The organism is Picosynechococcus sp. PCC 7003, assembly GCF_001693255.1.
Classification (GTDB): Bacteria; Cyanobacteriota; Cyanobacteriia; order Cyanobacteriales; family MRBY01; genus MRBY01.
In genome coordinates this window covers 3032697-3057091 of the sequence record NZ_CP016474.1, presented here as the reverse complement: position 1 = coordinate 3057091, position 24395 = coordinate 3032697, and the positions used below count along the sequence as shown (strand labels likewise).

Here is a 24395-nt window from a genome sequence, read left to right as displayed (position 1 = left end):
CGTAATTGATCCTACAAAATAGACGGGAACAGAAGAGGGTTGGGCTTTTCAATGTAGCTCAATTTTTCTCAGCTTGAACCCCTGGCAGTACTCCAAATTCTCGTAGGGCCGGGATAAAGTTGTGATTTTCGTGGCTGGGACGACTTAGTTTAAGCAGGGCAAATCGTTGCAGGGGTGTTAGGGCTTGCCATTGATCTGGAGTCATTTCGACAGCGCAATCTTGGGCTTTTTCGAGGATTTGGGCGGGAATTTCGGTCTGTAACCAGGGAGGATTTGGGTCGATATCGAGGACTTTAGCTGGTGTGCCTGTTTTCTCTGTAATCAGACCTTGGAGCGTTTCGTGGTAGTGCTGCACCTCAGCAGGGGTTTCACAGGGCATTTGGATCAATTGCGTTTTCTCGGCCTCTGTGAGTTTATGCCAATGGTCGAGTTTCATTTTGACGCCGCAGGTATCGAGTTTGTAGCGGATGATCATCGGGATGCAACGCAAGGATGCAATGAAGTCCTGCTCGAACCCAAAGAAATCTGTCATGGGATTTTGCCTCACTGAAAATATACATAATCATGTTGGGTTAGCTTGGGGATTTACATCCCCCTAAATCCCCCTTATGAAAGGGGACTAAGAGTTCTTTTTTATTCACGGTGCCACTCGGTAATGCCGCCTGGTTTGTCCACCAACACAATGCCTTTTGCGGTGAGTAAATCTCGGAGGCGATCGCCTTCTGCATAGTTCTTATTGGCGCGGGCGTCTTTACGTTGTTGGATCAGGCTTTCAATTTCGGCATCGGTTAAACCAGCGGCCTGTTGCTTCGTTTCCGGGACAAAACCAAGGATATCGGCCAATTCCTTGAGGGTGAGCCAGAGGGATGCGAGAATTTGCGGATTTTGCTGGAGCTTGCCTTCGTGGACGAGGATATTTTTTTCTTTTTTCAGTTCCTTCGCCAGTTCAAAAAGAATCGCTAGTCCGCCGGAAAAATTCAGGTCATTGTCAACAATCGCCTTAAATTTCGCCAGGATGCCCTTGTCCGCAGTGATATTGTTCGTATCCAAATGTTCTGCCCCGAACAAAAGCGCATCGTTGAGGGTTTCCCAGCCCTTGGTGGCAGCGGTGAGGGCTTCGTCGGTGAAGTCCAGGGGCTTGGTGTAGTGGGCCTGGAGGATAAACAAGCGCACGGCCATCGGGTCATATTTTTGCAACAGCTCACGGATCGTGATGAAGTTGCCGAGGGATTTGGACATTTTTTCCCCTTCTACTTTCACCATGCCATTGTGCAGCCAATATTTTGCGAGGGGTTGGCCGGTAGCCGCTTCCGATTGGGCGATCTCGTTTTCGTGGTGCGGGAAAATTAAATCACTGCCCCCCACATGGATATCAATGGTTTCTCCGAGGCGATCGCGCACCATTGCCGAACATTCGATGTGCCAACCGGGACGACCGGAACCCCAGGGGGAATCCCAGGCGGGTTCACCTTCTTTAGCGGCTTTCCAGAGGGCAAAATCAAAGGGATCATGTTTTTTCGGCGCATCAGGGTCTTCTGTGACCCGACCGCTGGCCCCTGCTTGCATATCGTCTAATTTGCGGCCAGAGAGTTTCCCATAACCGTCAAACTTACGCACGGCATAGTACACATCTCCCTGGGAGGCATAGGCAAAACCCCGTTGTTCTAGGTCGTGGATCAGCTTCTGAATCCCATCTAAACTGTGGGTCGCCCGGGGATATTCGTCGGCGGGTTGAATGTGGAGCGCTTCCATATCCTCGAAATAGGCTTCGATGAATTTTTCGGCGATCGCCCCCATGGAACTTTTTTCCGCCCGCGCCCGATTGAGAATTTTGTCGTCAATGTCGGTGAAATTTTGGATGTAATGCACCTCGTAGCCCGACCATTGCAAGTAACGTCGCACCACATCCCAAATCAAACAGGTTCGTGCGTGACCCAGATGGCAATAGTCATACACCGTAATCCCACAGCAGTACATCCGCACCCGATTATTTTCGAGGGGTTCAAAGGGTTCAGAACGGCGGTGGAGGGTGTTGTAAAGACTGAGGGACATGGTAAGCACTGGCGTTGAGCGTGTTTCATTCTAACCCACGATTGCCCAGAGAATTCAATCCCCATTGAGTCCTGTCGTTACAGTTTTTTGAACCTAGGCGATCGCCCCTTGAGACGGTGTTAGGTTGAAGGTAATTCTTCTCCTGGAGGTCAGCCCATGGCCACTTCATCATCCTGTAAACCGTTTTCCCAGCGTTCCCTCACATTACTGCTTAGTGGTTGTTTGTTAGGGGGACAAATTCTCGCCGGTTGTCAGATGGCCTCCCAGAGGAATTTAGAAACGGGTATGGATAGCGCCACAGCGCCCCAGATTACCGAAACAGAAGCGATGCCCCCTACGAGTCCTCCCTTCGATGGCGAAATTCCTCAAGAAGTTCCAGATTTATCCCAAGAGGACTACAACCTCATCCGTGATAATCCTTTCCAACTGGTGCGCACCGAACCCCTTTCGACCTTTGCTCTGGATGTAGACTCCGGCGCCTATAGTAATGTGCGCCGCTTTTTAGATGATGGTCAACTCCCCCCCGCCGATGCGGTGCGCCTGGAGGAGATGATTAACTATTTCACCTACGACTATCCCGCTCCAGACAATCAACCCTTCGCCATTAACACTGAACTCTCCCAAGCCCCTTGGCAACCCCAGCACCAACTCCTCCGTATTGGCATTAAAGGGAAAGAAATTGAAAATGAAGCCCTCCCCCCCAGCAATTTGGTGTTTCTCTTTGACGTGTCGGGGTCGATGAATGATCCTGATAAACTCCCCCTCCTCAAGTCAGCTTTTCGATTATTGGTGAACGAGTTGCGCCCGGAGGACCGCGTTTCCATTGTGGTGTATGCCGGGGCAGCGGGTTTAGTCTTGCCCTCTACGTCCGGGGCCGAAAAAGAGACCATTCTCGCGGCTTTAGATAATTTAGAGGCAGGTGGCTCCACGGCGGGTGGTGAAGGCATTGAACTGGCCTACCAAGAGGCGGCGGAAAATTTCCTCGACAATGGCAATAACCGGATTATCCTGGCCACCGATGGTGATTTTAATGTGGGCATGTCCAGCGATGCAGAGTTGATTCGTCTGATCGAACAAAAGCGGGAACAGGATATTTTTCTAACGGTGTTGGGCTTTGGTACAGGCAATCTCAAGGATGCCAAGATGGAGCAACTGGCTAATAACGGTAATGGAAATTATGCCTACATCGACAACATCCTCGAAGCGAAAAAAGTATTGGTAACAGAAATGGGCGGTACGCTTTTAACTTTGGCGAAGGATGTGAAAATTCAGGTGGAATTTAATCCGGCCCAGGTGCAAGCTTACCGATTGTTAGGTTACGAAAATCGCCTGTTGGCAGCCCAGGATTTTAACGACGACACGAAAGATGCGGGGGAACTGGGCGCTGGTCATACAGTGACGGCCCTCTATGAAATTGTACCGGTGGGTGTTGATTCGCCCGTTGAGCTGCCGACCGTGGATGATTTGAAATACCAAGAAACACAACCCAATTCGGGAAATTTTGCGGGGGAATTGCTGCAACTAAAGCTCCGCTACAAGCCCCCCACTGGGGATAATTCAGAACTGATCACCCAGGCGATCGCCAATGACGGTAAACCCTTAGATCAAGCCTCTCCCGATTTCCGGTTTGCGGCAGCAGTGGCGGAATTTGGGATGCTGTTGCGGGACTCCCCCTATCGCGGCGAAAGTTCCTTTGATCAAGTTTTAGAACTCGCCCAGGGCAGCAAAGGGGCAGATCCCGAAGGCTACCGCAGTGAATTTATCCAACTGGTCAAAACAGCCCAGGCCTTGAAATTCTAGGACAAAAGTCAACAAAGTTTTTTTGTTCTCCTCTGTGGTTGTGGGTTAGGCGATCGCCAAGTGCATAGGGTCTACTGCCCGGCCACTACATAGCACCATGAAATGAAAAATATCCTTCGGAGAACAAATCAATGAAAATCACACAACGCACCATTGGTAAAAGTTTAATGCTCGGCACAATGATTCTGATGGGAAGTGGCTTTAGTGCAAATGCGGCGCCGCCGCCCCCTAGTGGTTGCCCGACTGGCTGGCTCCCCCGTCCCCAGGAAGTTAATTTCCAATTGGGCGCTTGTCTTCCCGGCACCATTGCGAGCCCTTTACCAAGCCCCCACCAGGCCCAACCGCAGCCCCTGACCTGCCCTGAAGGTTGGCAACCCCGTCCCCAAGAAGTAAATTTCCAGCTCGGCCCCTGCTTACCCGGCAGCATTGTCACGCCAACACCGCAACCCCAATCTGGTTTACTACTCCCGGCGGTTCAAAAAGTGCGTTTGGTTGCGCCCCGCTAAAAACGAATCCCACAAGCCTAAAGACCGCTCAAATTTCCTTCTACAGGTGTTGACAGCGGTCTTAATTATTGATCGTTTACGTTTAGAGGATGTCTGAGAAGGGTATGGCGGATAAAAAAATAGAGATTTAGCCTGTAGAAGTACATAAATCTCTAATCTCAAAAATCATGTCTACATCCTATCCGACAGACCTCACCGATGACCAATGGTCTCTCCTTAAACCCCTACTTCCCTCAGCTAAATCGGGTGGTCGTCCCCGCTCCACTGACCTGCGTCAAGTCGTTAATGCTCTCCTCTATATCCTCATGGGTGGTATCGCCTGGCGCTTACTGCCCCATGATTTCCCCAAATGGCAAACCGTCTATCACTACTTCCGCCAATGGCGTGACGATGGCACCCTCGAACGTATTAACCAAACTCTCCATCAGTGGGAACGCACCACAGGTCATGACCACCCTCCTCACCGAGCTATGGGGTGGTGGATTCTCAATCGGTGGATACAGCAACAATGATTCATCAGGATGTTGGAGTTGATGGAAATAAGAAAGTTAAAGGTCGCAAACGACACATCATGGTGGATAGCTTGGGCATTTTGATGGCCGTAGTGGTAACTGCCGCCAACACCGCGGAAGGTCAAGGATTAAAGCTATTGTTGGCACGAATCCAAAGGATGGGACTGAATCTAGAGTGTTTTTACCTGTTGTATGTGGATGGGGGGTATCACGGAGAAAGTCTTGTGCGCTGGGTAATGGACAAGTTTGGCTGGATATTGGAGAAAGTATTACGTCCGGAGGAGTGCAAAGGATTCACAGCATTACCAAGGCGATGGGTAGTGGAGAGAACCTTTGGCTGGTTTTACTGGTGCCGCCGTTTGAGTCGAGACTATGAATGTAATACGAGGAGTGCGGAAGCGTGGATATATCTAGCATCCATTCGCATCCTTCTGAGGCGCTTGGCGTAATCTTTACAATATTTTCTCAGACATCCTCTTAATGGGCCTATTCACTTTAGAGGCCATTTATAAAGTAAATGAATTGCTTGATTTTCCCCCTAAATCTCCTCACTAAAGCTCCGGCATTTGGGGGGACTTTGATCCCATTAATTGACCGAAAATTCCTCCCAGACTGGGGACAGAAGGGCTTTATAAATCAGCTCTCAGTCTATTCGCTGAAATTGAAAGGAATCACCTATCACATGTTAGCGGTGATCCTAGAATCAGCAAAGGCTGCATTCTCAAGATCAATAAAGGGAGAGTTGAAAAACTCTTCAGCTCTAATGGGTCGACTGAATAAGAAACCTTGAACCTCATCACAATTAAACTTAGTCAAGAATTCTAATTCTGCCTGCTCTTCCACACCTTCTGCCACTACTTTTAAGTTCAGTTGATGGGCCATTTCAATAATCGCCGTAATAATCGCCGCATTCACAGGATTTTGGTGAATTTTATGGATGAAAGAATAATCGATCTTGAGGGTATCAAAAGAAAATTGCTGGAGATAACTCAAGGAAGAATAGCCTGTCCCAAAGTCATCGAGAGCAATCTTTAAGCCCAGGGAGCGCAGAGCCTTCAGCCGTCGGATCGATGCACCACCATTGCTCACCAGGGTACTTTCCGTGAGTTCTAACTGGATATCTTGGGGTTGCAGATGATTATTAATAATGATCTGACTTAAGCGATAGTGGAGATTGAGTTGGGTAAACTGCTTTGCAGAAAGATTAACCGACATATAAAAATCTTTTAAGCCCGCCGTCTGCCACCGCCGCAACTGACTGCAGCTTTCTTCGAGGACATATTCTCCAATGGGAATAATCAGCCCCGTTTCCTCTGCGAGGGGAATAAACTGGCTGGGCGAGACTAAGCCCCGAGTCGGGTGGAACCAACGCAATAATGCCTCTGCACCAACAACCTTACCCGTTTGCAGATTTACCTTCGGTTGATAAAAAATCTCAAGTTCATTGTTGTCAATAGCCTGACGCAGATCTGCTTCTAGGGAAACAGCATTAAAACGACCAATATTCATCGCCACGGAGTAGAAAGAGTATTGACTACCTCCCTGTTTCTGGACTTGCACCATTGCTGTGTGGGCATTCCCTAAAATTTCGGGGAGTGCTAGACCATCTCTCATGTAAAAGGCGATCCCAATACTTAAACTGATAAATACGTCTTGCTTATTTTCTAATAAGGTGAAGGGGGATTCAAAGGCAGTGAGCAGTTCTTGGGCAATGTTTACAACTTCATGTTTGTGTTCTACAGGACGAAGAATGGCACAAAATTCTGAAGTATTAAGACTGGCGACCATGCCATATTTTTTCAATACCTGCTGGAGTCTTTCGGCCACCTGTTTGAGCAGCAAACTGACTGCGCCATGTCCCAGGTACTCATTGAGGAGTTGGAAGCGATCGAGGCCAATGGAAAAAATGGCGATTGGCGGGACGGTCTCACTGTCTTGTTCTGGTGGTAAGTCCGCAATGACCGCCTCAAAGGCATCGGCAATTTTGTTTTGGTTGGGTAGACCGGTGAGGCCATCTTTTTCGCGGAGTTGATGGATTTTTTCGGAATAGTATTGGGTGACCCGGGCCTGTTTGCTGAGTCGTACTTCTATGGCCTTGAGTAATTCTGCCGCTTGGACGGGCTTGGTGAGGTAATCGTCTGCGCCGGAAGCCATGCCCTGGCGGAGTTGTCTGGTTTCCGATTGGGCTGTTAGGAAAATAAAGGGAATTCTTTCGGTTGCTTCGCTTTGTTGGAGTTTTTCGAGGACGTCGTAACCGCTGAGGTAGGGCAGCATTACGTCGCAGATGATCAGATCAGGTAAGCATTCTGTTGCTACTTCAATGCCCTGGACACCGTCTTTGGCTTCGATGACGATATAGCCACTACTGGAAAGGATTCTGCACGTCAGTTTGCGGAGAATGTTGTCATCTTCGATAACCAAAATTGTCGTTAATTCTTTATGGTTTTTTTCAGGATGCATAGGGTTACTCCGGTGACCACTAGTGCGTAGGTCTATAAAGTTTGAACTCAAAAAGGTTAGGGGCTTGGATCAGTATTGGGGAAAATGTTTATTGTTGATTTTAAAATCGGCAAAAGAAAATAATACTTATTCAGAATGTTGACTGAGCCTGCTTGTAATCAGTTTATTGCTTAAAATACTTGAAATTCATTAGTTTTCACTGTTGTGATATTTCTTATAAATCCTCAGGAAATTTTGCCCGGTGACCAACTGGTGCCTAGAGTGTAACGGAATAATCCTTTGGAGGGCAGAAATACTCATATTGGTTTGCAAGTATGAAAAATCGAGCGTTACATGTAAAGAAATGTAACACAGGCATCAACAAAAGGCAAATATTGTGAACTACTCCTCCCTGCTAAAGCGAGGAAGGAGCTTTCTACGCAAAGAACTGCTTTCTACTCCGAAGAATAGCGAGTCTTAACATTCTGGCGATAGGCGGAAAACCCTCGTTCCGAAGGCCAAAATTCTTTTTTTGCAACACTGCCCGTTTAGCTTGGCTTTCGCTTAGGGAGAAGTGGTCAAGACAAACTTACAGTAGCATGAGTCTAACTCGCTTTCCTCCCCTCCCTGCTCGTCACAGTACTGTGTGCGAGGAAGGGAAATTCCCGCTCGTATCAGTTAAATCTGCGTCTTATCTCCTCCGGAGGGAATGTGCTTCGGTTTGGACAAGGGTAGGGGGTATATCGGTGGAGCCAAAACGGGGTAGGCGATCGCGCTGTTGAAACAAAATAAAAGCCGCCACCGCCAAGAGAAAATACCCAAAGCCCTTTTGGAGTTGTTTGGCTTTGACGTACCGCGAGCTATATCCCCCAGCTAAAATGCCAACGCTGGCCACAAAGGTAAAATTCACCATTAACTGCCAATCAAAAACCACATCGGCTTGGCCAAAATATCCCAAAAATCCGGCGATCGCATTCATCACAATAATCACCAGGGACGTACCCACCGCCTCTTTCATTTCCGTCTTGCCGAGCAGTACCAGGGCCGGCACAATCGCAAAGCCACCACCAACCCCCACTAACCCCGTCAAAACGCCAATCCCTAAGCCCTCCGTGAGCAACCATAGCCAACAGTAGCGGCACACAGGAGCCGGATAATCCTCGAGATGCGGTTCATTGGCTGGGTGGGCGATCGCCTGACTACTTTTACGAATCATAAAAATCGCCGCGATCAGCATCATCACCGCAAACAGCAGCAATTGCACCGTCCCTGTAATTACAGGCAACCGAGTTAACTGCGCACCGAGGAACGCCCCAACCATCGTCGCCGAGCCGAAAATCCCTGCTTTTTTCAAATTAATGTTGCCCTGCCGCCAGTGGGGGACCAAACCCACCGCACTGACAATGCCGACAATAAACAATGTCATGGCGATCGCACTTTTGGGGTCAACCCCCATCACATAGACTAAGATCGGCACCGCCAACACCGAACCACCGCCCCCCATCAAACCCAAACTAATACCAATACAGGCCGCTAAAAAATATCCCAAGATCTGCATCATATCCTCCAAAAAAAAAGCCCCCAGCAACTGTGGGGAGCAATGTCGTTCGTTAAACTTATTTGACGCGGTTGTAGGGAAGACGGGCCAAAATCTTTGCCATGCCGCAGAAGCCCGTAAAGCCCGCAAACATCAACCCAGAGCCGACAAATCCGGTGAGGAGCAAAAACCAAGGGGAGACAAATGCACTTAACAATGTGCCTGCGAGGACTAGGCCCCCGGCAACGATTTGTACCTGGCGCATCATCGGCAAGGGCGCTTTTTTATTTTCGTTGTAAGGCAAGTTAGCGCCTTTCCAGGCCGTAAACCCACCGTCAAAATGGGCCACTTGGTAATAACCCGCCGCAAAAAAGAGTTCTGCTGCCCGTCGGGAGCGATTGCCACTTTGACAATAGAGGATCACATTTTTCGTTGTCTGGGGGACGGTATCTACGGTTAAGCGAGACAGGGGGATATTTTGTGACCCCGCTACATGTTCTCTGGCGTATTCAGCCTGTTCGCGCACGTCGAAAACGATGGTATTGGGGGAATTTACCTGGGCAGCAAACTCAGCAGGGGAAAGTTCAAGTAATTGTTGTTGTTGAGTAGTTGTCATTGCACTAAGAAAAAATGGTGATGATTGGGTGTAATCCAGAACAAAAAATGGCGCGCTTGCTAGGGGAACAAGACTTAAACATTTTAAACATTGCCACAGGCTTGGTTAGCGGGCACTGCTTCCATAATCTTTTTCGGGTTAGGAAGGTTGAGGTTATCCATGAGGTGAATAAAGGCTTGGCGATCGCCCTTGAGTCGGGGGTTAAATTGCTTTTCTTCGGCGATGGTCGAAACCACTTGGCCCCGGTAGTCATGGCCCGGATAAACCAAGGTTGCGGGCGGTAAATTAAACAGTTTTTGAATCGAATCGTAGAGGGTGCCCGCATCGCCACTCTGGAAATCTGTGCGGCCACAACCCCGGATAAACAAGGCATCCCCCGTGAAAAGATGGGTGCCATCGGCCAAAAATGCCATGTGACTATCGGTGTGGCCTGGGGTGGCGATCGCCTTAATTTCGATGGCACCAACCTTGAGCACTTCCCCATCGGCAACGGAACGATCCGCACAGGCCACTTCTGCCCCCTGGGGGACAACCCCTAAACAGTTCGTTTTCTCCCGGAGCCGACTCGTCCCCGTCACATGGTCAGCATGGACATGGGTTTCAAAACAATACTTTAACGTCAAACCCAATTCTTGCAGAAGCTTGAGATCCCGATCCACTTGCTCAATCACAGGGTCGATTAAGGCCGCCTCACCACTGTCAGGATCAGCCACAAGGTAAGTATAGGTATAGGTTTCGTAGTCAAAAAGTTGGCGAAAGAGCATGGTTCACAAAGACAGCAGCTGAGTGACTAAGCTGGTCGTTAAATATAAGTATATCACTAAAAAGTAATTTATCAATAGAAAATTTTAGGCTTTTTTTAAGCTTGTGGGGGAGATTTCCCCTCGACTCCCCCCATTGAATGCCTATACTCAGGGTGACGGGACAATTTCAGACGATCATTCATCCCATCATTTAGCTGTTTCCTCGCAACTCAAGGGTACAGGAGTGGAGTTTGTTACATTCAGAAGCACCATTCCCCCCTATGGTAGACCTAGGCAAAAATTCTGAAGATTTTTGTAAAAAATGGGTTCTTTTCCTGTTTGATCTTGGGGTGTTCTTTTTTTTTACGACCCTAAGCAATGCTCCCCCTGAGGTGACTCTGCTGTTTAACCATGCACCATTATGCTGATCAACCCATTTCGTCGTACTTTCCGCAAAAACCTCCGGGCCTATCCGCGACCAATGGCAGTCACTAAAAATCACCCACAGTATCGTCTTAACCATTGGCTGAAATGGATGATGCCGGGCCTCTCGGTCAAGCGATGGCTCTTGATGAGTGCTTTGGGAGTGCTGTTTACGGCGTTGGGGTTAGCGATTTGGCTCAATTTAACTCCCGTTTCCCGGTTGCTTGCTCTGATGGGGGCACTCCTGCAATGGTTAACAGCGGTGGTTCCGAGTAATATTTCTGGGCCAGTGGCGATCGCCGCCGGTTTGAGCCTAATTTTCTGGGGCCAAAACCGTACCTTTGGGGCAATTACCACGGTACTAAATCCCGATGGGGACGAAGAATTAGTCGATATGCTCCACAACCATCGGCGCTTAAACAAGGGGCCAAAAATTGTCGCCATTGGTGGGGGGACGGGTCTCTCTACCCTGCTACGGGGCCTCAAAAAATACAGCAGCAATATTACCGCCGTGGTGACCGTGGCCGACGATGGCGGATCTTCGGGACGACTACGACGGGAAATTGGCGTCCTACCGCCGGGGGATATCCGCAACTGTCTAGCAGCCTTTGCGGACGAAGAAAGACTCCTCACGGAATTATTTCAATATCGCTTTAAGGCGGGCGATGGCTTGGTGGGCCATAGCTTTGGCAATTTATTTCTCACGGCCATGAGCGAAATTACCGGGGATCTAGAACAGGCGGTGCTGGCTAGTTCCAAGGTTTTAGCGATTCGCGGTCGGGTTTTGCCAGCGACCCTCAGTGATGTGAAGCTTTGGGCGAGGATGGCCGATGGTCGGGTCATTGAAGGCGAATCTAATATCCCAGAGGCCGGGGGACACATTATGGAACTGGGTTGTTGGCCCGAAAATCCCCCGGCGCTCCCCGCAGCAGTCAAGGCCATTGAAGAAGCCGATTTTATTATCATGGGGCCGGGGAGTCTCTACACCAGCGTGATCCCTAACCTTTTAGTCCCGGAAATCCGCGAGGCGATCGCCCGTAGTGGGGCCCCCCGCATTTACGTCTGCAATATCATGACCCAACCGGGGGAAACCGATGGCTACACCGTCGCTGACCACATCAAGGCCATTGACCGCGCCTGTGGCAAAAAACTCTTTGATGCGGTTCTTGTCCACCAGCGATCGCCCTCGGAAGCAGCCCTCCGTAAATATGCCCTCGAACGTTCCCATCCCGTATTTCTTGACCGCGAAGAAGTGGGACGACTGAGGCGACGGGTGGTGATTGCCAACATCATGGACGAAGATCCAGACACAGGCTATGTCCGCCACAACCACGAACGCCTAGCGGGGATGTTGGTGCGTTGGTTTAGCCGTGCTGCCGAAGTCCAAACAAAAATGGCCCATCCCCCCACCAAATAGCACCTTCCCTGGGGAAGGTGGCCCTGGAGCTAACACTCCCCTAACCCCTCTCAAGAGGGGAACAGTTGGTCGGTGAGCTGACAAGGCCCATGAATTTCTCCCCTGGAGGGGAGCTAGAGGGGTGATCCTTGAGGAAGGTGGCGATCAAGTCAGAGGTGTCCTACCCCGAAACCCTCGATGTCACAATGCGATTGCGCCCTTCATGTTTCGCTTGATATAAAGCTTTGTCGGCCTGAAAAATGAAGTGCCCCATATCCGCCTGGGGTTGGGGTTGGGCCACATGGAGACCGATGCTGATGGTGATAAATTCACTAATCGGTGACTTTGGATGGGGAATCTTTGCCCTGGCGATCGCCTTGATCAATTCCTGGGCAATATGCTTCGCGCTCGAAAAATCAACATTGGTCAACAACAGTACAAACTCTTCTCCCCCATAACGAGCCGCCAAATCCGTCGGGCGACGGGCCATCGAACTGACCCAGGAGGCCACCTGTTGAATACGTTCATCCCCCTTTTGGTGTCCATAGTGATCGTTGTAGTTTTTAAAAAAATCAATGTCGATCATCATCAGGGCTAGGGGATACTGATACCGCCCCGCCCGCTGCCACTCCTTCGTTAGAGTGAGGTCAAATAAGCGGCGGTTACCAATGCCCGTTAACCCATCCAAGTGGGAAAGTTCCTCGAGCTGCTGATTTAAACCTAAAATTTCCTGCTGGGCTTGTTTTAACGCCTCGACCTGGGCCTGTAAACGGATCGCAAACCACACGGCGATCGCCAATACCAAAGATAAAGAACTCCCTAAAATCAAGATTCCCAAAGCCACCGGATGCTCAAATAAACTCTGGGCCTTGTCCTCAGCCAGTAATCTCTCAGAAAAAAAGGCTTGCCACAGGGCAATCGTCAAGGTTAACCCCAGCCATAACAACGCCACAGGAAAGAAAAAAGTGGATACCCGACGGTGAATTTGTAAACTCAACTGGCGCGCCTGGAGAATGACGACCAGACCCACCACCATAAAACTAGCGGAGGTATGAACCGCCATTTGCGTCAGCTTCCCCCAACCGTAGGTGGCCTCAATATTCGCAAGATAGCCCAAACAAGCCACCGTCCCCAACCCCATCACCGACGCCCCCAAAAAACTTCCCCCCAGCAAATTTCTTTTGTGTTGCGGCTGCGCAATCAAGAACAAGGCAATGCTCGTCAGTAAAAAACAGAGGGCGGTATTTGGGGCCATGCGTCCTGGATGGGACGTCGCGACAACAATGTAATGGCGCATGAAGAGTTCATCCAGGGGGAGATTTAGGCCAAAGATATATTCAGCCAGGGTCAATCCTCCCAATAAACCGATGAGAACCGCCAAGGCGATCGCCACTCTTTTCATCGGCCCTAGGGCAAACATCGCGAGCCCCACCAACACAAACCCCAGGGCTGTATTAAACTGCATCGGCACAAAAGTAGGATAAAGCTGGATGATTTCCGGCAGGCGCAAATACCAGCCTAAGATCACAGTAATTCCCAGGGTACAGACCGAGGCAGCACCAAGATAAATAAGGGCTTGGGTAAAGGGGAAGCATTTCATCAGCAGCCTAAAGTTCCACGGGCCAGGGGGGGGAGGTAAGCACAGTTTAATTTTTGCCCGCTATTTCTATTGTGTCCCTTCCGCCCGTAAAAACCAGCAGGGATCAGGGAAAAATTTAATGATGATTTTTTATTTTTCCCCTAGTTGAGGCATTAGATCACCCCAATGGCATCGTAGATCGCCCAGATGCCCATGGCCCGCAGGTAGTGGCAAGCGCGGAAAGTGCCATTGGCCGTAATCGCTTCAGGAGTGCGGAACTGTAACCCATTGTCGTAGACTTGTTTTACCACGGCTTCTACCATCCGTAAGGCTTCGGTTTGCATGCCGTTACGGATCATCAGCGCCGCAATGCCAAAGTTAATCCCTGTCCACACTTCAAGGGGATGGGTATCGTTTTCCTTTTCGGGGGTGCCGTCGGGGTTGAGGCCATTGGCTGCGCCAAATTGACCGCCATGGAATTTTTCAAAACAAGCAGAATAAATGGTGGCGAGGGTCGTGGCGGTGCGATCGCCGGGGTTCACATTCGGAAGACGCAGCAGTTGGGTATAGTATTGACCGCACAATTGATCCGCCATCACGACGCGGGAATTGCTACCGGTATCTAGGGTGTAGTAGCTGCCGTTCCAGAGGGTATCCTGGTAGAGGGGACGGGCCTGGTCGAGCCAGGTTTGGTAGGTGGCGATCGCCTGCTCGAATTCGGTTACGGAGACTTGATTTTGGTGTTCCTCGAAGTGACTGGGGCTTTGTTGGAGGATTTTTGCCATGGCGATCGCCGCTTCGAGGGCCGCAATCCATAGCCCCCCACAGTAGGCACTGATCCCTTTGAGTTTCCAGTCATCAAAGGTTTGATCCGGTGCGCCCCCGTTTTCGGGAATACCATCACCATCTAGGTCAAAGGTCTTGAGGTAATCAAGGGCCGTTACAACACTCCCCCAACAGCTCCAAAGAAATTCCGTGTCCTCAGCCCCCGTCATCACAAAATCCCGATACACTTGCAGGACAAAATCCGACCCCAAATCTTTCCAGAGGTTGCAATCTTGGTAGGCGGTGTAATTGGTGGCTTCCCAGGGGTGCTCGTTTGGTGCCCCCAGGTCATGGGGCGTTGCCCCGGCGACTTTGCGGGTGGCCATGGTCTTGTTGTAGCCGATCATCCGCTGGGTAGCGTCACTGCTGGGAATGGCGCGGGCAAAGGCTTCTAGCACTGCTTTATCCAATCGCGGCCAGAGCATCGTCAAACCAAACGAACCATACATCCGCACATCGAGGCTTTCGTACCAGCAGTAGTCGAGGCATTCTAAAACCCCAAACTGACCGACGGGATCATTTTCTGTGGCTGCCGTCCAGAGGCTTCCCCCCTGGGTTAACAGATACAGCTCATTAAATAAGGCCATTTTTAGCCAATCCGGCAGGTCATCTCGCCCCAGGATCGGTTGTTGCCAGTCAGCAATCCGTTCCTTCCAGAGGTCGCTGTGTTTCATCGCCGTGCGGATCATCGTCCAGACATTATTCCCACTGCGGCCAAAAAAATCTGTGTAGCGACGAAAATAGGTCGTCTGGGGTGAAAACTCCATCACCGGTAAATCCCAGGCCAAAAAGAAGGGAATTTTCTTCGTTTTGCCAGGTCGGAGCGTAAAACGGACGGCGATCGCCCCGGCAATTTGTTCCCCTGGGGCCGCAGGGGTTTCATCTTCAATGTCCGGCAGGGAGCCATCCCCCGCAAAATAATCCCACACATCGCGCCCATCCCCTGCAGGGTTCCAACGGTTGTGATAAAAAACTTCCAGGGTCGGATTTGTCACCGTCGCAAAGCACAGTTGGCCTTCCCCTTCGCTGAGATCCGCATGGGGACGCACTCGATTCAGCAAACAGCCCACCCGATAGCGGTCTTGTACCCATTGGTTTAAGTTGCCAGTGCTGTCTCCCCAACGGGATTGGTATTCGTACACGGGAGAGCCATCATCCCGCAGCACCACCTCCGGCGTTTTTTGGGCCTTGGTAAACCACCCCACCATATTTTGCCAAGTCATCATAATACTGACGGTGATCGGCTTATCGGTAGGGTTATGGGCCGTCCACTCAAACACGGCGACAGGGTAACTGGTTTCTTGGTAATTTTGGGCAATAATTGGTGAAAACTGCTCGCAGGTCAGCTCTGCGCTAAAAACACCTCTATATTCATACCAACTGCGTGGGTATAGGGCGGCATAGGTGCCTTTTTCGGCGGGATACCATTGCCAACTGTCCAGGGTGCCATCCTCTGGAGCAACGGTACTCATCGCGTAGGCTTGGGCGTCTTCTCCCTCTGGCTGCTCAAAGACACTAAACTGACAAGCGCCTGCATTGCGAAACGTGTGTTCCCCCGCATCTAAATGCCACAGATTAAAATCTCCCCGGGGCGATCGCCCGATGCAACCCGCCCCAAACCCACCAAGGGGCATCCCATGCCAGGGGCCATCATCTAAATTACTGCCATAGCGGACGGTGTAGGGTTCGTCCCATCCCAAACCAAGGGGACGTTTCCAGGCACAATCGGGGATGACAGGGGGTTCCGCAAACAGACTCATAGGGACGGGCTGATCTCATGAATAAATACAGCCTTCAGTCTATCGCCTTTACCACCACCCCGAACCATCCTCCCTAGAGAGAGGTGGCCGCAAGGCCGGAGAGTTTTTACACTCCCCTAACCCCTCTCAAGAGGGGAACAGTTGGCCGGTGTGCTGGAAACCTCCCCAAATCCTCCCTGGAGGGAGGTGGCCGCAAGGCCGGAGGGCATTCTCCCCTTGAGGGGAGTTAGAGGGGTGTCCCCTTGAGGGGAGTTAGAGGGGTGGCCCTAAAGCAATCTACATTGGTAAAGAACGGAGCCGAATTTTTTCATCATCAACCGATATTGCAACCCCTTGTCGCAATTCTGTGGAACATTGTTCTAAAACGAATGCTAAACGGTCTTCAATGACCTCACGGTTGGCGTTCCCCAGGCGAAAAATGACGACACTTGGTAGCTTCGCTTTTGAAAGCGCCAACAACGTTCCAAAGTCGAGATCAACGGTCAAGATAATGCGATTTTCCTGACGAGCTTTTTCTAAAATTTGTGCATCGGTAAGCTTTTCTAAACCTTGCTCTAGGAGGTGTATGGCATCATGACCTTGGTTGCGTAGCCAGCTTACTGTCTTTGGCGAAATTCCCATGTCTGCCAGAAATTTCATGAAGCCTTGGGTTGCCCCATGGGGATAATTTTGTCCTCACTTAACCAGGCCGCATAGAGCATCGCCTGCTGAATATCTTCTGGTTCTAGGTAAGGATAATCATCCATAATCTCGGCTGAACTTTTGCCATTTGCTAACAAGTTCAGAATCAGGGAAACCGGTATGCGCATTCCCCGGATGCAAGCTTTACCACCCATGATATTTGGATCAAAAGTAATTCGATTGAGTGCTTGTACCATTGTGTGACCTAACTTGGCGGGGAATGATAGGACTTATCCATTGTTATTGTAGCCAATCTCCTAGACCATCCAGGCCTGAGGATGTTTACACTCCCTAACCCCTCTCAAGAGGGGAACAGTTGGTGGGAGAGTTCCCTGGAAAGCACCGACATTCTCCCCTTGAGGGGAGCTAGAGGGGGGTCCTCAGTCGGTTACTGATCAACCCACCCCTAACCCCTCCCAGGAGGGGATAATTGGCCGATGTTCCGGAACGTTCTAAAAATCCTCCCTAGAGGGAGGTGGCCGTAGGCCGGAGGGTGTCTCTCCCTTAGTTCCTTCTAGCAGAAGATGATTAGCTGATGAATCAGAAAGACTCCCCAAACCTTCACTCTACTGATATTGAACAAAATGAGGGGGCTTTACGTCAGGAAATACTAAACATTGTCTACGACATTTGACGGGGAGAAGATAAAGATGTTTCAGTACAAACGAGCGTTATCGGTAGGGGTGATCGCCACTAGCCTAACCATGATCACCGGGGGAGTTTGGGCCGCAGAAAAACCCACCATTCAAATCGCGATTTTGCTGGATTCGAGTAACAGTATGGATGGCCTCATTGATCAGACCCGACGCCAATTGTGGACGGTGGTCAATGCCCTGACGGATGTGCGCAAAGATGGCGAGATCCCCAACCTAGAGGTGGCCCTGTACCACTATGGCAACGATTCTTTACCTCCCGACGAAGGCTTTAACCGTCAACTGACAGATTTCACGACGGAACTGGATGGGGTCTCAGAAGCATTATTTACGATTCGCACCAACGGCGGCCAGGAATATAGCGGCTGGGTGATCCAAGATGCCATTAATCAACTCAATTGGGACAGCGACCCCGAAGATTTCCGGACGATTTTTATTGCGGGGAACGAACCTTTCGATCAAGGCAGTGTCAACTGGGCTGAGGCGGTAAATCTCGCGAAAAACCAAGATGTGCTGGTGAATACGATCTACTGCGGTAATGCCGAAAGCCGCGAGCGGGATCTGTGGGCCGCAGGGGCCGATTTGGGGGATGGGGCCAACTTTAACATCGACCAAAATCGTGCTGTGGTGATTCAACCCTCTCCCTATGACGCAGAGATTCGTCGCCTGAACGATGAACTAAACCAAACCTATCTTCCCTACGGCAGCCTGGGTGAGCAGGGATTAGAGCGGCAATTAGTCCAGGATGCGAATGCTGGTGCCGCCATTGTCACGCGGGGGATCTCGAAAAGTTCGGCCTACTACCGCAATAGTTCTTGGGATCTCGTCGATGCGATCGCCGAAGCAGAAGTAAGCCTCGAAACCCTCGCAGAAACAGCCCTACCAGAGGAATTACAAGGATTAAGTTTAGCGGAGCAAGAAGCCTATATTGCCGACATTCAAACGGAACGGGAACAAATTCAGGCCCAAATTCGCGATCTGACGGCCCAACGGGAAGCCTATCTCAGCAGTTTGCCCACCGATGAAGACGCCAAAGACACCCTCGACTACGTGATGATCCAAGCCCTGCGGAGTCAACTGGCCCGCAAGGGATTTGTCTTGCCTCGCTAGACTCAGCGAAGGAATCATCTCCCAGCACTTTTGGGTGCAGCTAGCCTACGCTAACGAATCAAAAAATTTCGCTATTTTTTAGGTCTGCCACATTGGTCATCTTGGCAGACTCGCCACAGGTGCGGGGAGTTGGAAAAAGCTTACCGGGATTTGCTAATCCTTTTGGATTAAACGCTTCCCGCACATAGCCCATGGTTTCGAGATCGGCGTCGTTAAACATGTCTGGCATATACATTTTCTTATCCGCACCGATGCCATGTTCTCCGGAGATGCTGCCTCCCTTCGCAACACAGAGCTTGAGGATTTCGCCGCCAACTTTTTCCACGGCTTCTAAATCCCCCGGAATGGAACTGTTGTACAGAATTAACGGATGCAAGTTACCATCCCCGGCATGGAAAACATTGGCAATTTTGTACCCGTGGCGATCGCCAATGGCATTAATCTCGGTCAGGACTTCGGCTAACTTTGTCCGGGGAATCACCCCATCCTGCACAAAATAATCGGGACTAATATTGCCCGCCGCCGCAAAGGCTGATTTACGCCCTTTCCACAATTTCATGCGGGTTTCTGGATCACTGGCGCTGGTAATCTGCCGCGCTCCCTGGGCCAAGCAAATTTCTTTGATCCGTTCCTTCGCTGCCTTGACCTCCGCCGCCATCCCATCGATTTCGATCAGCAGAATGGCCGCCGCATCACGGGGATAACAATTCAGCTTCACGATGTCTTCCACCGCATTAATGCTGAAGTTGTCCATAATCTCCATGCCCGCTGGAATAATCCCCGCACTGACGATCGCCGCCACCGAATTTCCCGCCGCCTCGATAGACGTATAATCCGCCAGGAGAACGCAAACCGCTTCCGGTCGCTTCAAAATTTTGAGGGTAATTTCCGTGGCAATGCCGAGGGTACCCTCCGACCCAACAAAAACCCCCATCAAGTCATAGCCCGGCATTTCTGGCACAACGCCGCCGAGGGTGACCACATCCCCCGTGGGTGTAACAACCTTGAGTTGGAGCACATGGTTCGTGGTGACGCCATATTTAAAACAATGGACACCGCCGGAATTTTCCGCCACATTGCCACCGATAGAGCAAACCGTCTGACTCGAAGGGTCGGGGGCATAGTAAAAACCGGCCCCACTGACCGCCTGGGTCACCCAATTATTGATCACGCCTGGCTGCACGGTGATCTGCTGATTGGCGAGATCCACATTCAGGATTTCTCGCATCCGCGCGGTCACGATGAGAATTCCTTCTTCTAAAGGCAAAGCGCCCCCCGATAGCCCTGTCCCAGCCCCCCGCGCCACCCAGGGGATTTCTTGCTCGTGGCAAAATTTGGCGATCGCCGCAATTTCTGCAGTGGTTCTGGGGAGCACCACCAAGGCGGGGCGTTTACGGTAGGCACTGAGGCCATCACATTCGTAAGTAAGAATTTCTTCTTTGCGCCGGACAACCCCATCCCGCCCGACAATTTCCACCAGTCGCCGCCGAATCCAGGGCCAATCTCGTTGTTGCGTTGCGGATACTGACGAAAAAACCATTGCCATTTCAGGGAAAGCACAGCGGTTTCTATCTTATCCTTTGGCCGAGTCGCCCCAGCATAAACCGCAGATTTTGTTACGGTTGCTGGCCCCTAAGCAAACGCCCCCACCAGCGGCGGAGGCGATTGGTTAACCCATGATTCATTTCAAGCTTCAGAAACCTGAGGACAATCCCTAACGAATTTTCCGGGCTTCTTCAACCATTTGATCAATGAGCGGCGACAGAATAATTTCCATGGCAAAGCCCATTTTTCCACCAGGAACAACCAGGGTCGTATGGCGGGACATAAAAGAACCCGGAATCATACTGAGCAGGTAAGGAAAATCAATGGAAAATCTCTCGTAGAAGCAGCGATTGGTGTGGACAATCACAAAGCTCTCATCGGGGGTGGGAATATCCCGCGCAATGAACGGATTAGACGTATCAACCGTTGCGACCCGTTGGAAATTAATGTGGGTCCGGGAAAATTGGGGGGTGATGTAATTCACATAGTCGGGCATCCGGCGCAAAATCGTATCAACGATGGTTTCGGCACTGTAGCCACGCTCGGCATTATCGCGAGAAATCTTTTGGATCCACTCTAGGTTGACGATGGGCACAACCCCCACCAAGAGGTCAACGTGCTGGGCGACATCGATGCCATTACCCACGGCGCCCCCATGGAGCCCTTCATAAAAGAGCATATCGCTGTTGGGTTTGATGTCTTCCCAGGGGGTAAATTCTCCGGGCTGACAGTTGACACCGAGTCTTTCGTTGTGGTGCTCGGCTTCTTCGGGGCTGTGGAGATAGTAGCGTTGTTGTCCAGAACCCTGTTCGCCATATTCTTTGAAGAGAGCTTCGAGTTTATCGAGGACGTTTGCCCCAAGGCCGAAGTGACTAAAATTTTTCCCGGCGGCGGAAGCCTGGGCCATCATGCGGCGCATTTCGACCCGATTATATTTGTGGTAGCTATCACCTTCGATGACAACGGGGTTGATTTGCTCACGACGGAAAATATGCTCAAAGGCGCGTTTTACGGTGGTCGTCCCGGCTCCGGAGGATCCAGTGACAGCAACAATAGGATGTTTTTTAGACATGGATGGTGATAGTAAACGGACAAGGGTAAGTAGCACAAATCATATCAGGCGATCGCTCTTTTCGCGGCAGGGGCGATCGCCTTCAGGATCTGCTAAGGGGCCTTGGGGATCAGGCAGATCGCTCGCTCGGATCCGGTTTGAGCAGCCGATAGCACTCTTCTAGGGGAGCGCGGGCAGCCATTGCGGTGACTAAATCTTGGTAAGCATCTTGGTGGCGATCCAAAAGGTTTTTCGCTTGGAGCAGCGCCCATTGCTCCCGTTGTTGGTAGCTGGCAACAGAAATGCCAAGTTTAGCCAACAGTTGGCGGAGTTGGTCGCGGTCGTTGGCTCCCCCTAGAGCTTTGCCGTAGAGATTCGTTTCAGCAGCGATACCCGCCATGAGGGTGGTACTGAGACGTTCGAGTAATAAATTCATCTGCTGGGGATTTTTAAGGGAAGCTTCGACGCTGTCGAGGTCAAAACTGACGCCCCCCTGGCCTGTTTGTCCCTGTTTAATCGCTTCCCAAGGGGTGAGGCTATAGCCCGTAATCGGAATGCTGAGGAGATAACCCGCCAGGAAATGGCCCGCTTCGTGGTGCAAAATACGTTGACGCTGTTCGGCGGGGGTAAACAGATCAAGAAATAGGGTCATGCCTCGCCCTTGCCAATTAAAAGTATCCACGGTGGCAAAGGCCATCACTGCAGCGGTAATACCAGCGGGAACGAAGGGAGATAACTGAAAAATGCCTCCCAAAAGGCTGGTCATGGTCATCAGAAAAACACCGATGACGATTAGGTTGAGGGCGGTTTGTTGCATGGCATTGGGTCGGTCAATGGATTGTCTACGGCGAGGGCGGTTGCGTCTTCAAGGTAGCGAAATCGGCAGGGGTGTTGCAATTAAAGAGCATTGCTGGGTCGGCGATCGCCAATGGAAAAACAGGCACAGTGGCCAACCATTTCTGAAAAGAACGCCCCCCCTGATCGATAAATTGTTGGAGCGAAGTTTGGGCCGTATCTCGATAGAAACCACAGCAAGGTTCATAAAATTGCCCCTGATTAACGAGGGCGGCTGTGTACCTTGTGGGAATTTCGTCTAGTTGCTGAATCCATTGCTCTAATTGCCCCTGATCAAGCTTGGGCAGGTCACAGGCGAGCAGTAACACCCAGCCCTGGAGCTTGAGGATTTTTAAACCTTGGTTTAGGGCAACGAGTCCCCCCTGCTGAGCGGGATCGTCGAGCCAGCGGACGGTGGTGCTGAAATAGGGTTGATAGCGATCTCGCCAGGGGGTCAAGAGATAAACTTCGTCACTGAGGGCCGTGGCAAGAGCAAGGGTGCGTTCTAAAATGGTCTGCTCACCGAGGTTCAGGAGGGCCTTGTCGGTACCCATGCGCTGGCTTTTTCCCCCCAGCAGAATAAAAATCGGCAGTTTTGACCTAGACATGGAGCGGTTGCAGGGCATTCATCAGGGCTTGCACCTTGGTCAAGTCTTTAATGCCGGGGGACAGTTCCACACCGCTCGAGAGATCAATGCCATCGGGGTGTAGTTGGCTGAGGGCCATTTGGATATTGTCAGGCCGTAGACCGCCAGCGAGCAGCCAAGGGACAGCGGGACGAAATTGCTGTAAATCTTCCCAGTTAATTTGATGGCCAGTGCCGCCCAATTGTTCAGGATGGTAGGCATCGAGCAAGAGGGCATCAACAACGGTTTCATAGTTTTTCGCTGCTTCTAGGGAAAGGCGATCGCGGATCCGCAAGGCTTTAATAATTTCGATGTCGGGCCGTTGCTGACGGAGTTGCTGACATAGCTCTGGGGATTCATCACCGTGGAGTTGGGCGGTGGTGAGGTGGCCTTGGTTAATAAATTCGAGCATTTCGGAGACCGTTTGGTTCGCGAAAACCCCCACTTTACCAATGTTCCCTGGTAAGGCGGCTGTCAGGGTTGCTAGTTGAGTTGGCGTCACATACCGGGGCGATTTTTGGACACAAATAAATCCCAGATCCGTTACCCCCACATTGGCGATCGCCTGGGCCTGGGCCACCTGGGTGAGTCCACAAATTTTAATCCGCATGAAAGTTCCCTATGCCAACAACCATGGTGCGAATTTAGCATAACGTCGCAAAAAAAGAGGCGGCGATCGCCCCACCTCAGTATCTTTTTTAAATTAGCGACGGATCTATTCCAAGATGTCGCACGCTTCCGGCTTTAAATCCCGTTCCATCAACATTGTCACCGCTTCCATGGGCGTAACTTTGCCCTTGAGGAGACGATAAACCTGCCGGGAAATGGGAATGGGGATCTCCTCACGATTAGCCAGATCGAGCAGGACAGCGGTGGTATTTACCCCTTCGGCGGTACTGCCCAACTCTTCGAGAATCTGTTCGAGGGATTTACCCTGGGCCAGACCATAACCGACGCGATAGTTGCGGCTGAGGGGACTGGTACAAGTGGCAAGCATATCCCCCAGCCCCGCAAGGCCCAGGAAAGTTTCTGGCTGGGCGCCCAGGTGTGCTCCCACCCGAATCATCTCCGGCAAGGCTCTCGTAATTAGAGCTGATTTGGCATTGGTGCCGAGTTTGAGACCTTCGCAGACCCCCACGGCGATCGCCATCACATTTTTCAGGGTGCCACCCAATTCAGTCCCCAGGGGATCATTGTTGGTATAGACCCGGAAACAGTCAGAGGCAAATACTTCTTGAACGGTTTCGGCGGCCTCTAGGTCAGTGCTGGCGACCACCGTTGCGGCGGGTAAACCGGCTTCAATTTCCTTCGAGAGGTTCGGCCCCGATAATACGACCACCGGATGGTCAGGGAAGGTTTCTTGCCAAATTTGAGATGGGGTACGGGTCGTCTTGGGGTCTAAACCCTTGGTGGCCGTCACAATAATTGCCTGGGCCGGGAGGGAAATCGTCTTGAGTTGCTCTGCCACATCGGACACCCCTTTCATGGAGATGGCTGAAATGATGATGTCGGCGTCGGCGATCGCCTCTTTGAGGGACAGTTCACCCCGGCGCGACCAGAGCCGTAGATCATGGTCATTCACGGCGGCGAGGGTGGCGAGGGCGGAACCCCAGGCCCCAGACCCAAGCATGGCAATGGTTTTACGGTTTGTATTCACAGACTTTAGACGTATTGTCGGGACAACAGTATTAAGGGATTGGGCGTCTT

Annotated in this window: 21 protein-coding genes; 5 read left to right on the top strand and 16 right to left on the bottom strand. The window is 51.1% G+C overall.

All coding sequences use genetic code 11. The features are described from left to right. Positions 1-58: 58 nt before the first annotated feature. Both AWQ21_RS14450 and cysS read right to left on the bottom strand, forming a co-directional pair. Positions 59-532: a nitrate reductase associated protein gene (locus tag AWQ21_RS14450; RefSeq protein ID WP_065715129.1), complete on the bottom strand. Its 474-nt coding sequence runs from the start codon at positions 530-532 to the stop codon at positions 59-61. A gap of 101 nt (positions 533-633) precedes the next feature. Beyond that, positions 634-2052 carry a cysteine--tRNA ligase gene (gene cysS / locus AWQ21_RS14445; RefSeq protein WP_065715128.1) on the bottom strand — a complete coding sequence of 473 codons (1419 nt, stop codon included), beginning with the start codon at positions 2050-2052 and terminating at the stop codon, positions 634-636. A 156-nt stretch (positions 2053-2208) separates the two neighbouring features. On the opposite strand from cysS, the gene AWQ21_RS14440 reads away from it, so the two are divergent. The 3 genes from AWQ21_RS14440 to AWQ21_RS14430 all read left to right on the top strand — a co-directional run bounded on the left by AWQ21_RS14440 (position 2209) and on the right by AWQ21_RS14430 (position 5319). Beyond that, positions 2209-3852: a VWA domain-containing protein gene (locus AWQ21_RS14440; protein WP_065715127.1), complete on the top strand. Its 1644-nt coding sequence runs from the start codon at positions 2209-2211 to the stop codon at positions 3850-3852. A 131-nt stretch (positions 3853-3983) separates the two neighbouring features. Beyond that, on the top strand, positions 3984-4358 hold the full coding sequence (locus AWQ21_RS14435; protein ID WP_065715126.1) for a hypothetical protein: 375 nt from the start codon (positions 3984-3986) through the stop codon (positions 4356-4358). Positions 4359-4525: 167 nt separating this feature from the next. Then, a protein-coding gene (locus tag AWQ21_RS14430) for an IS5 family transposase (RefSeq protein ID WP_315862169.1) occupies positions 4526-5319 on the top strand; the annotation gives its coding sequence in 2 pieces (ribosomal slippage) (positions 4526-4816 and positions 4819-5319; 792 coding nt in all). 229 nt (positions 5320-5548) lie between these two features. Here the strand turns inward: AWQ21_RS14430 and AWQ21_RS14425 are convergent. The 4 genes from AWQ21_RS14425 to AWQ21_RS14410 all read right to left on the bottom strand — a co-directional run bounded on the left by AWQ21_RS14425 (position 5549) and on the right by AWQ21_RS14410 (position 10226). Next, on the bottom strand, positions 5549-7330 hold the full coding sequence (locus AWQ21_RS14425) for an EAL domain-containing response regulator (protein WP_065715125.1): 1782 nt from the start codon (positions 7328-7330) through the stop codon (positions 5549-5551). Between the two features lie 670 nt (positions 7331-8000). Then, positions 8001-8870 (bottom strand): sulfite exporter TauE/SafE family protein, encoded by an 870-nt coding sequence (locus AWQ21_RS14420; RefSeq protein ID WP_065715398.1) that lies wholly within the window; start codon positions 8868-8870, stop codon positions 8001-8003. A gap of 55 nt (positions 8871-8925) precedes the next feature. Further along, complete coding sequence (locus AWQ21_RS14415) at positions 8926-9462, bottom strand: rhodanese-like domain-containing protein (RefSeq protein WP_065715124.1); 537 nt, start codon at positions 9460-9462, stop codon at positions 8926-8928. An 83-nt stretch (positions 9463-9545) separates the two neighbouring features. Next, a complete protein-coding gene (locus AWQ21_RS14410; RefSeq protein ID WP_065715123.1) occupies positions 9546-10226 on the bottom strand; it encodes an MBL fold metallo-hydrolase in 681 nt (226 codons plus the stop codon). A 400-nt stretch (positions 10227-10626) separates the two neighbouring features. Here AWQ21_RS14410 and yvcK point away from each other — a divergent pair, with 400 nt between their 5' ends. Then, positions 10627-12045 carry a gluconeogenesis factor YvcK family protein gene (yvcK, locus tag AWQ21_RS14405; protein ID WP_071932293.1) on the top strand — a complete coding sequence of 473 codons (1419 nt, stop codon included), beginning with the start codon at positions 10627-10629 and terminating at the stop codon, positions 12043-12045. A 160-nt stretch (positions 12046-12205) separates the two neighbouring features. Here yvcK and AWQ21_RS14400 read toward each other — a convergent pair whose 3' ends face one another. The 4 genes from AWQ21_RS14400 to AWQ21_RS14385 form a co-directional block, all read right to left on the bottom strand. Continuing rightward, positions 12206-13624 (bottom strand): diguanylate cyclase, encoded by a 1419-nt coding sequence (locus tag AWQ21_RS14400; RefSeq protein ID WP_065715121.1) that lies wholly within the window; start codon positions 13622-13624, stop codon positions 12206-12208. A gap of 152 nt (positions 13625-13776) precedes the next feature. Then, entirely contained in the window at positions 13777-16188 is a 2412-nt protein-coding gene (locus AWQ21_RS14395; protein ID WP_065715120.1) for a GH116 family glycosyl hydrolase, read from the bottom strand. A 276-nt stretch (positions 16189-16464) separates the two neighbouring features. After that, on the bottom strand, positions 16465-16827 hold the full coding sequence (locus tag AWQ21_RS14390; RefSeq protein ID WP_065715119.1) for a DUF5615 family PIN-like protein: 363 nt from the start codon (positions 16825-16827) through the stop codon (positions 16465-16467). Then, on the bottom strand, positions 16824-17066 hold the full coding sequence (locus AWQ21_RS14385; protein ID WP_065715118.1) for a DUF433 domain-containing protein: 243 nt from the start codon (positions 17064-17066) through the stop codon (positions 16824-16826). The genes AWQ21_RS14390 and AWQ21_RS14385 overlap by 4 nt, the downstream gene beginning before the upstream one ends. Before the next feature lie 453 nt (positions 17067-17519). Here AWQ21_RS14385 and AWQ21_RS14380 point away from each other — a divergent pair, with 453 nt between their 5' ends. Further along, positions 17520-18632, top strand: coding sequence for a VWA domain-containing protein (locus AWQ21_RS14380; RefSeq protein ID WP_065715117.1), 1113 nt, complete (start codon positions 17520-17522; stop codon positions 18630-18632). Between the two features lie 58 nt (positions 18633-18690). On the opposite strand, the gene glcD is transcribed toward AWQ21_RS14380, so the two are convergent. The 6 genes from glcD to AWQ21_RS14350 form a co-directional block, all read right to left on the bottom strand. Beyond that, positions 18691-20172, bottom strand: coding sequence for a glycolate oxidase subunit GlcD (gene glcD, locus AWQ21_RS14375; protein WP_065715397.1), 1482 nt, complete (start codon positions 20170-20172; stop codon positions 18691-18693). A 174-nt stretch (positions 20173-20346) separates the two neighbouring features. After that, entirely contained in the window at positions 20347-21249 is a 903-nt protein-coding gene (locus AWQ21_RS14370; RefSeq protein ID WP_065715116.1) for a phosphoribulokinase, read from the bottom strand. Between the two features lie 109 nt (positions 21250-21358). Beyond that, positions 21359-22045, bottom strand: a complete 687-nt coding sequence (locus AWQ21_RS14365; RefSeq protein ID WP_065715115.1) for an ATP-dependent Zn protease — start codon at positions 22043-22045, stop codon at positions 21359-21361. Positions 22046-22070: 25 nt separating this feature from the next. Then, positions 22071-22670 (bottom strand): molybdenum cofactor guanylyltransferase, encoded by a 600-nt coding sequence (locus tag AWQ21_RS14360; protein WP_065715114.1) that lies wholly within the window; start codon positions 22668-22670, stop codon positions 22071-22073. Beyond that, the gene (locus tag AWQ21_RS14355; protein WP_065715113.1) at positions 22663-23298 is read right to left on the bottom strand and encodes a phosphoribosylanthranilate isomerase; all 636 of its coding nucleotides are present in this window, start codon (positions 23296-23298) and stop codon (positions 22663-22665) included. Before AWQ21_RS14355 ends, AWQ21_RS14360 begins: the two co-directional genes overlap by 8 nt. Positions 23299-23403: 105 nt before the next feature. Next, on the bottom strand, positions 23404-24345 hold the full coding sequence (locus tag AWQ21_RS14350) for an NAD(P)H-dependent glycerol-3-phosphate dehydrogenase (protein ID WP_397428185.1): 942 nt from the start codon (positions 24343-24345) through the stop codon (positions 23404-23406). Between the last annotated feature and the right edge of the window lie 50 nt (positions 24346-24395).

Excerpts from the sequence above, each read along its gene's own strand:
- AWQ21_RS14450 (WP_065715129.1), bottom strand. The coding sequence starts at position 532 with ATGACAGATTTCTTTGGGTTCGAGCAGGACTTCATTGCATCCTTGCGT.
- cysS (WP_065715128.1), bottom strand. The coding sequence starts at position 2,052 with ATGTCCCTCAGTCTTTACAACACCCTCCACCGCCGTTCTGAACCCTTT.
- AWQ21_RS14440 (WP_065715127.1), top strand. The coding sequence starts at position 2,209 with ATGGCCACTTCATCATCCTGTAAACCGTTTTCCCAGCGTTCCCTCACA.
- AWQ21_RS14435 (WP_065715126.1), top strand. The coding sequence starts at position 3,984 with ATGAAAATCACACAACGCACCATTGGTAAAAGTTTAATGCTCGGCACA.
- AWQ21_RS14425 (WP_065715125.1), bottom strand. The coding sequence starts at position 7,330 with ATGCATCCTGAAAAAAACCATAAAGAATTAACGACAATTTTGGTTATC.
- AWQ21_RS14420 (WP_065715398.1), bottom strand. The coding sequence starts at position 8,870 with ATGATGCAGATCTTGGGATATTTTTTAGCGGCCTGTATTGGTATTAGT.
- AWQ21_RS14415 (WP_065715124.1), bottom strand. The coding sequence starts at position 9,462 with ATGACAACTACTCAACAACAACAATTACTTGAACTTTCCCCTGCTGAG.
- AWQ21_RS14410 (WP_065715123.1), bottom strand. The coding sequence starts at position 10,226 with ATGCTCTTTCGCCAACTTTTTGACTACGAAACCTATACCTATACTTAC.
- yvcK (WP_071932293.1), top strand. The coding sequence starts at position 10,627 with ATGCTGATCAACCCATTTCGTCGTACTTTCCGCAAAAACCTCCGGGCC.
- AWQ21_RS14400 (WP_065715121.1), bottom strand. The coding sequence starts at position 13,624 with ATGAAATGCTTCCCCTTTACCCAAGCCCTTATTTATCTTGGTGCTGCC.
- AWQ21_RS14395 (WP_065715120.1), bottom strand. The coding sequence starts at position 16,188 with ATGAGTCTGTTTGCGGAACCCCCTGTCATCCCCGATTGTGCCTGGAAA.
- AWQ21_RS14390 (WP_065715119.1), bottom strand. The coding sequence starts at position 16,827 with ATGAAATTTCTGGCAGACATGGGAATTTCGCCAAAGACAGTAAGCTGG.
- AWQ21_RS14385 (WP_065715118.1), bottom strand. The coding sequence starts at position 17,066 with ATGGTACAAGCACTCAATCGAATTACTTTTGATCCAAATATCATGGGT.
- AWQ21_RS14380 (WP_065715117.1), top strand. The coding sequence starts at position 17,520 with ATGTTTCAGTACAAACGAGCGTTATCGGTAGGGGTGATCGCCACTAGC.
- glcD (WP_065715397.1), bottom strand. The coding sequence starts at position 20,172 with ATGGTTTTTTCGTCAGTATCCGCAACGCAACAACGAGATTGGCCCTGG.
- AWQ21_RS14370 (WP_065715116.1), bottom strand. The coding sequence starts at position 21,249 with ATGTCTAAAAAACATCCTATTGTTGCTGTCACTGGATCCTCCGGAGCC.
- AWQ21_RS14365 (WP_065715115.1), bottom strand. The coding sequence starts at position 22,045 with ATGCAACAAACCGCCCTCAACCTAATCGTCATCGGTGTTTTTCTGATG.
- AWQ21_RS14360 (WP_065715114.1), bottom strand. The coding sequence starts at position 22,670 with ATGTCTAGGTCAAAACTGCCGATTTTTATTCTGCTGGGGGGAAAAAGC.
- AWQ21_RS14355 (WP_065715113.1), bottom strand. The coding sequence starts at position 23,298 with ATGCGGATTAAAATTTGTGGACTCACCCAGGTGGCCCAGGCCCAGGCG.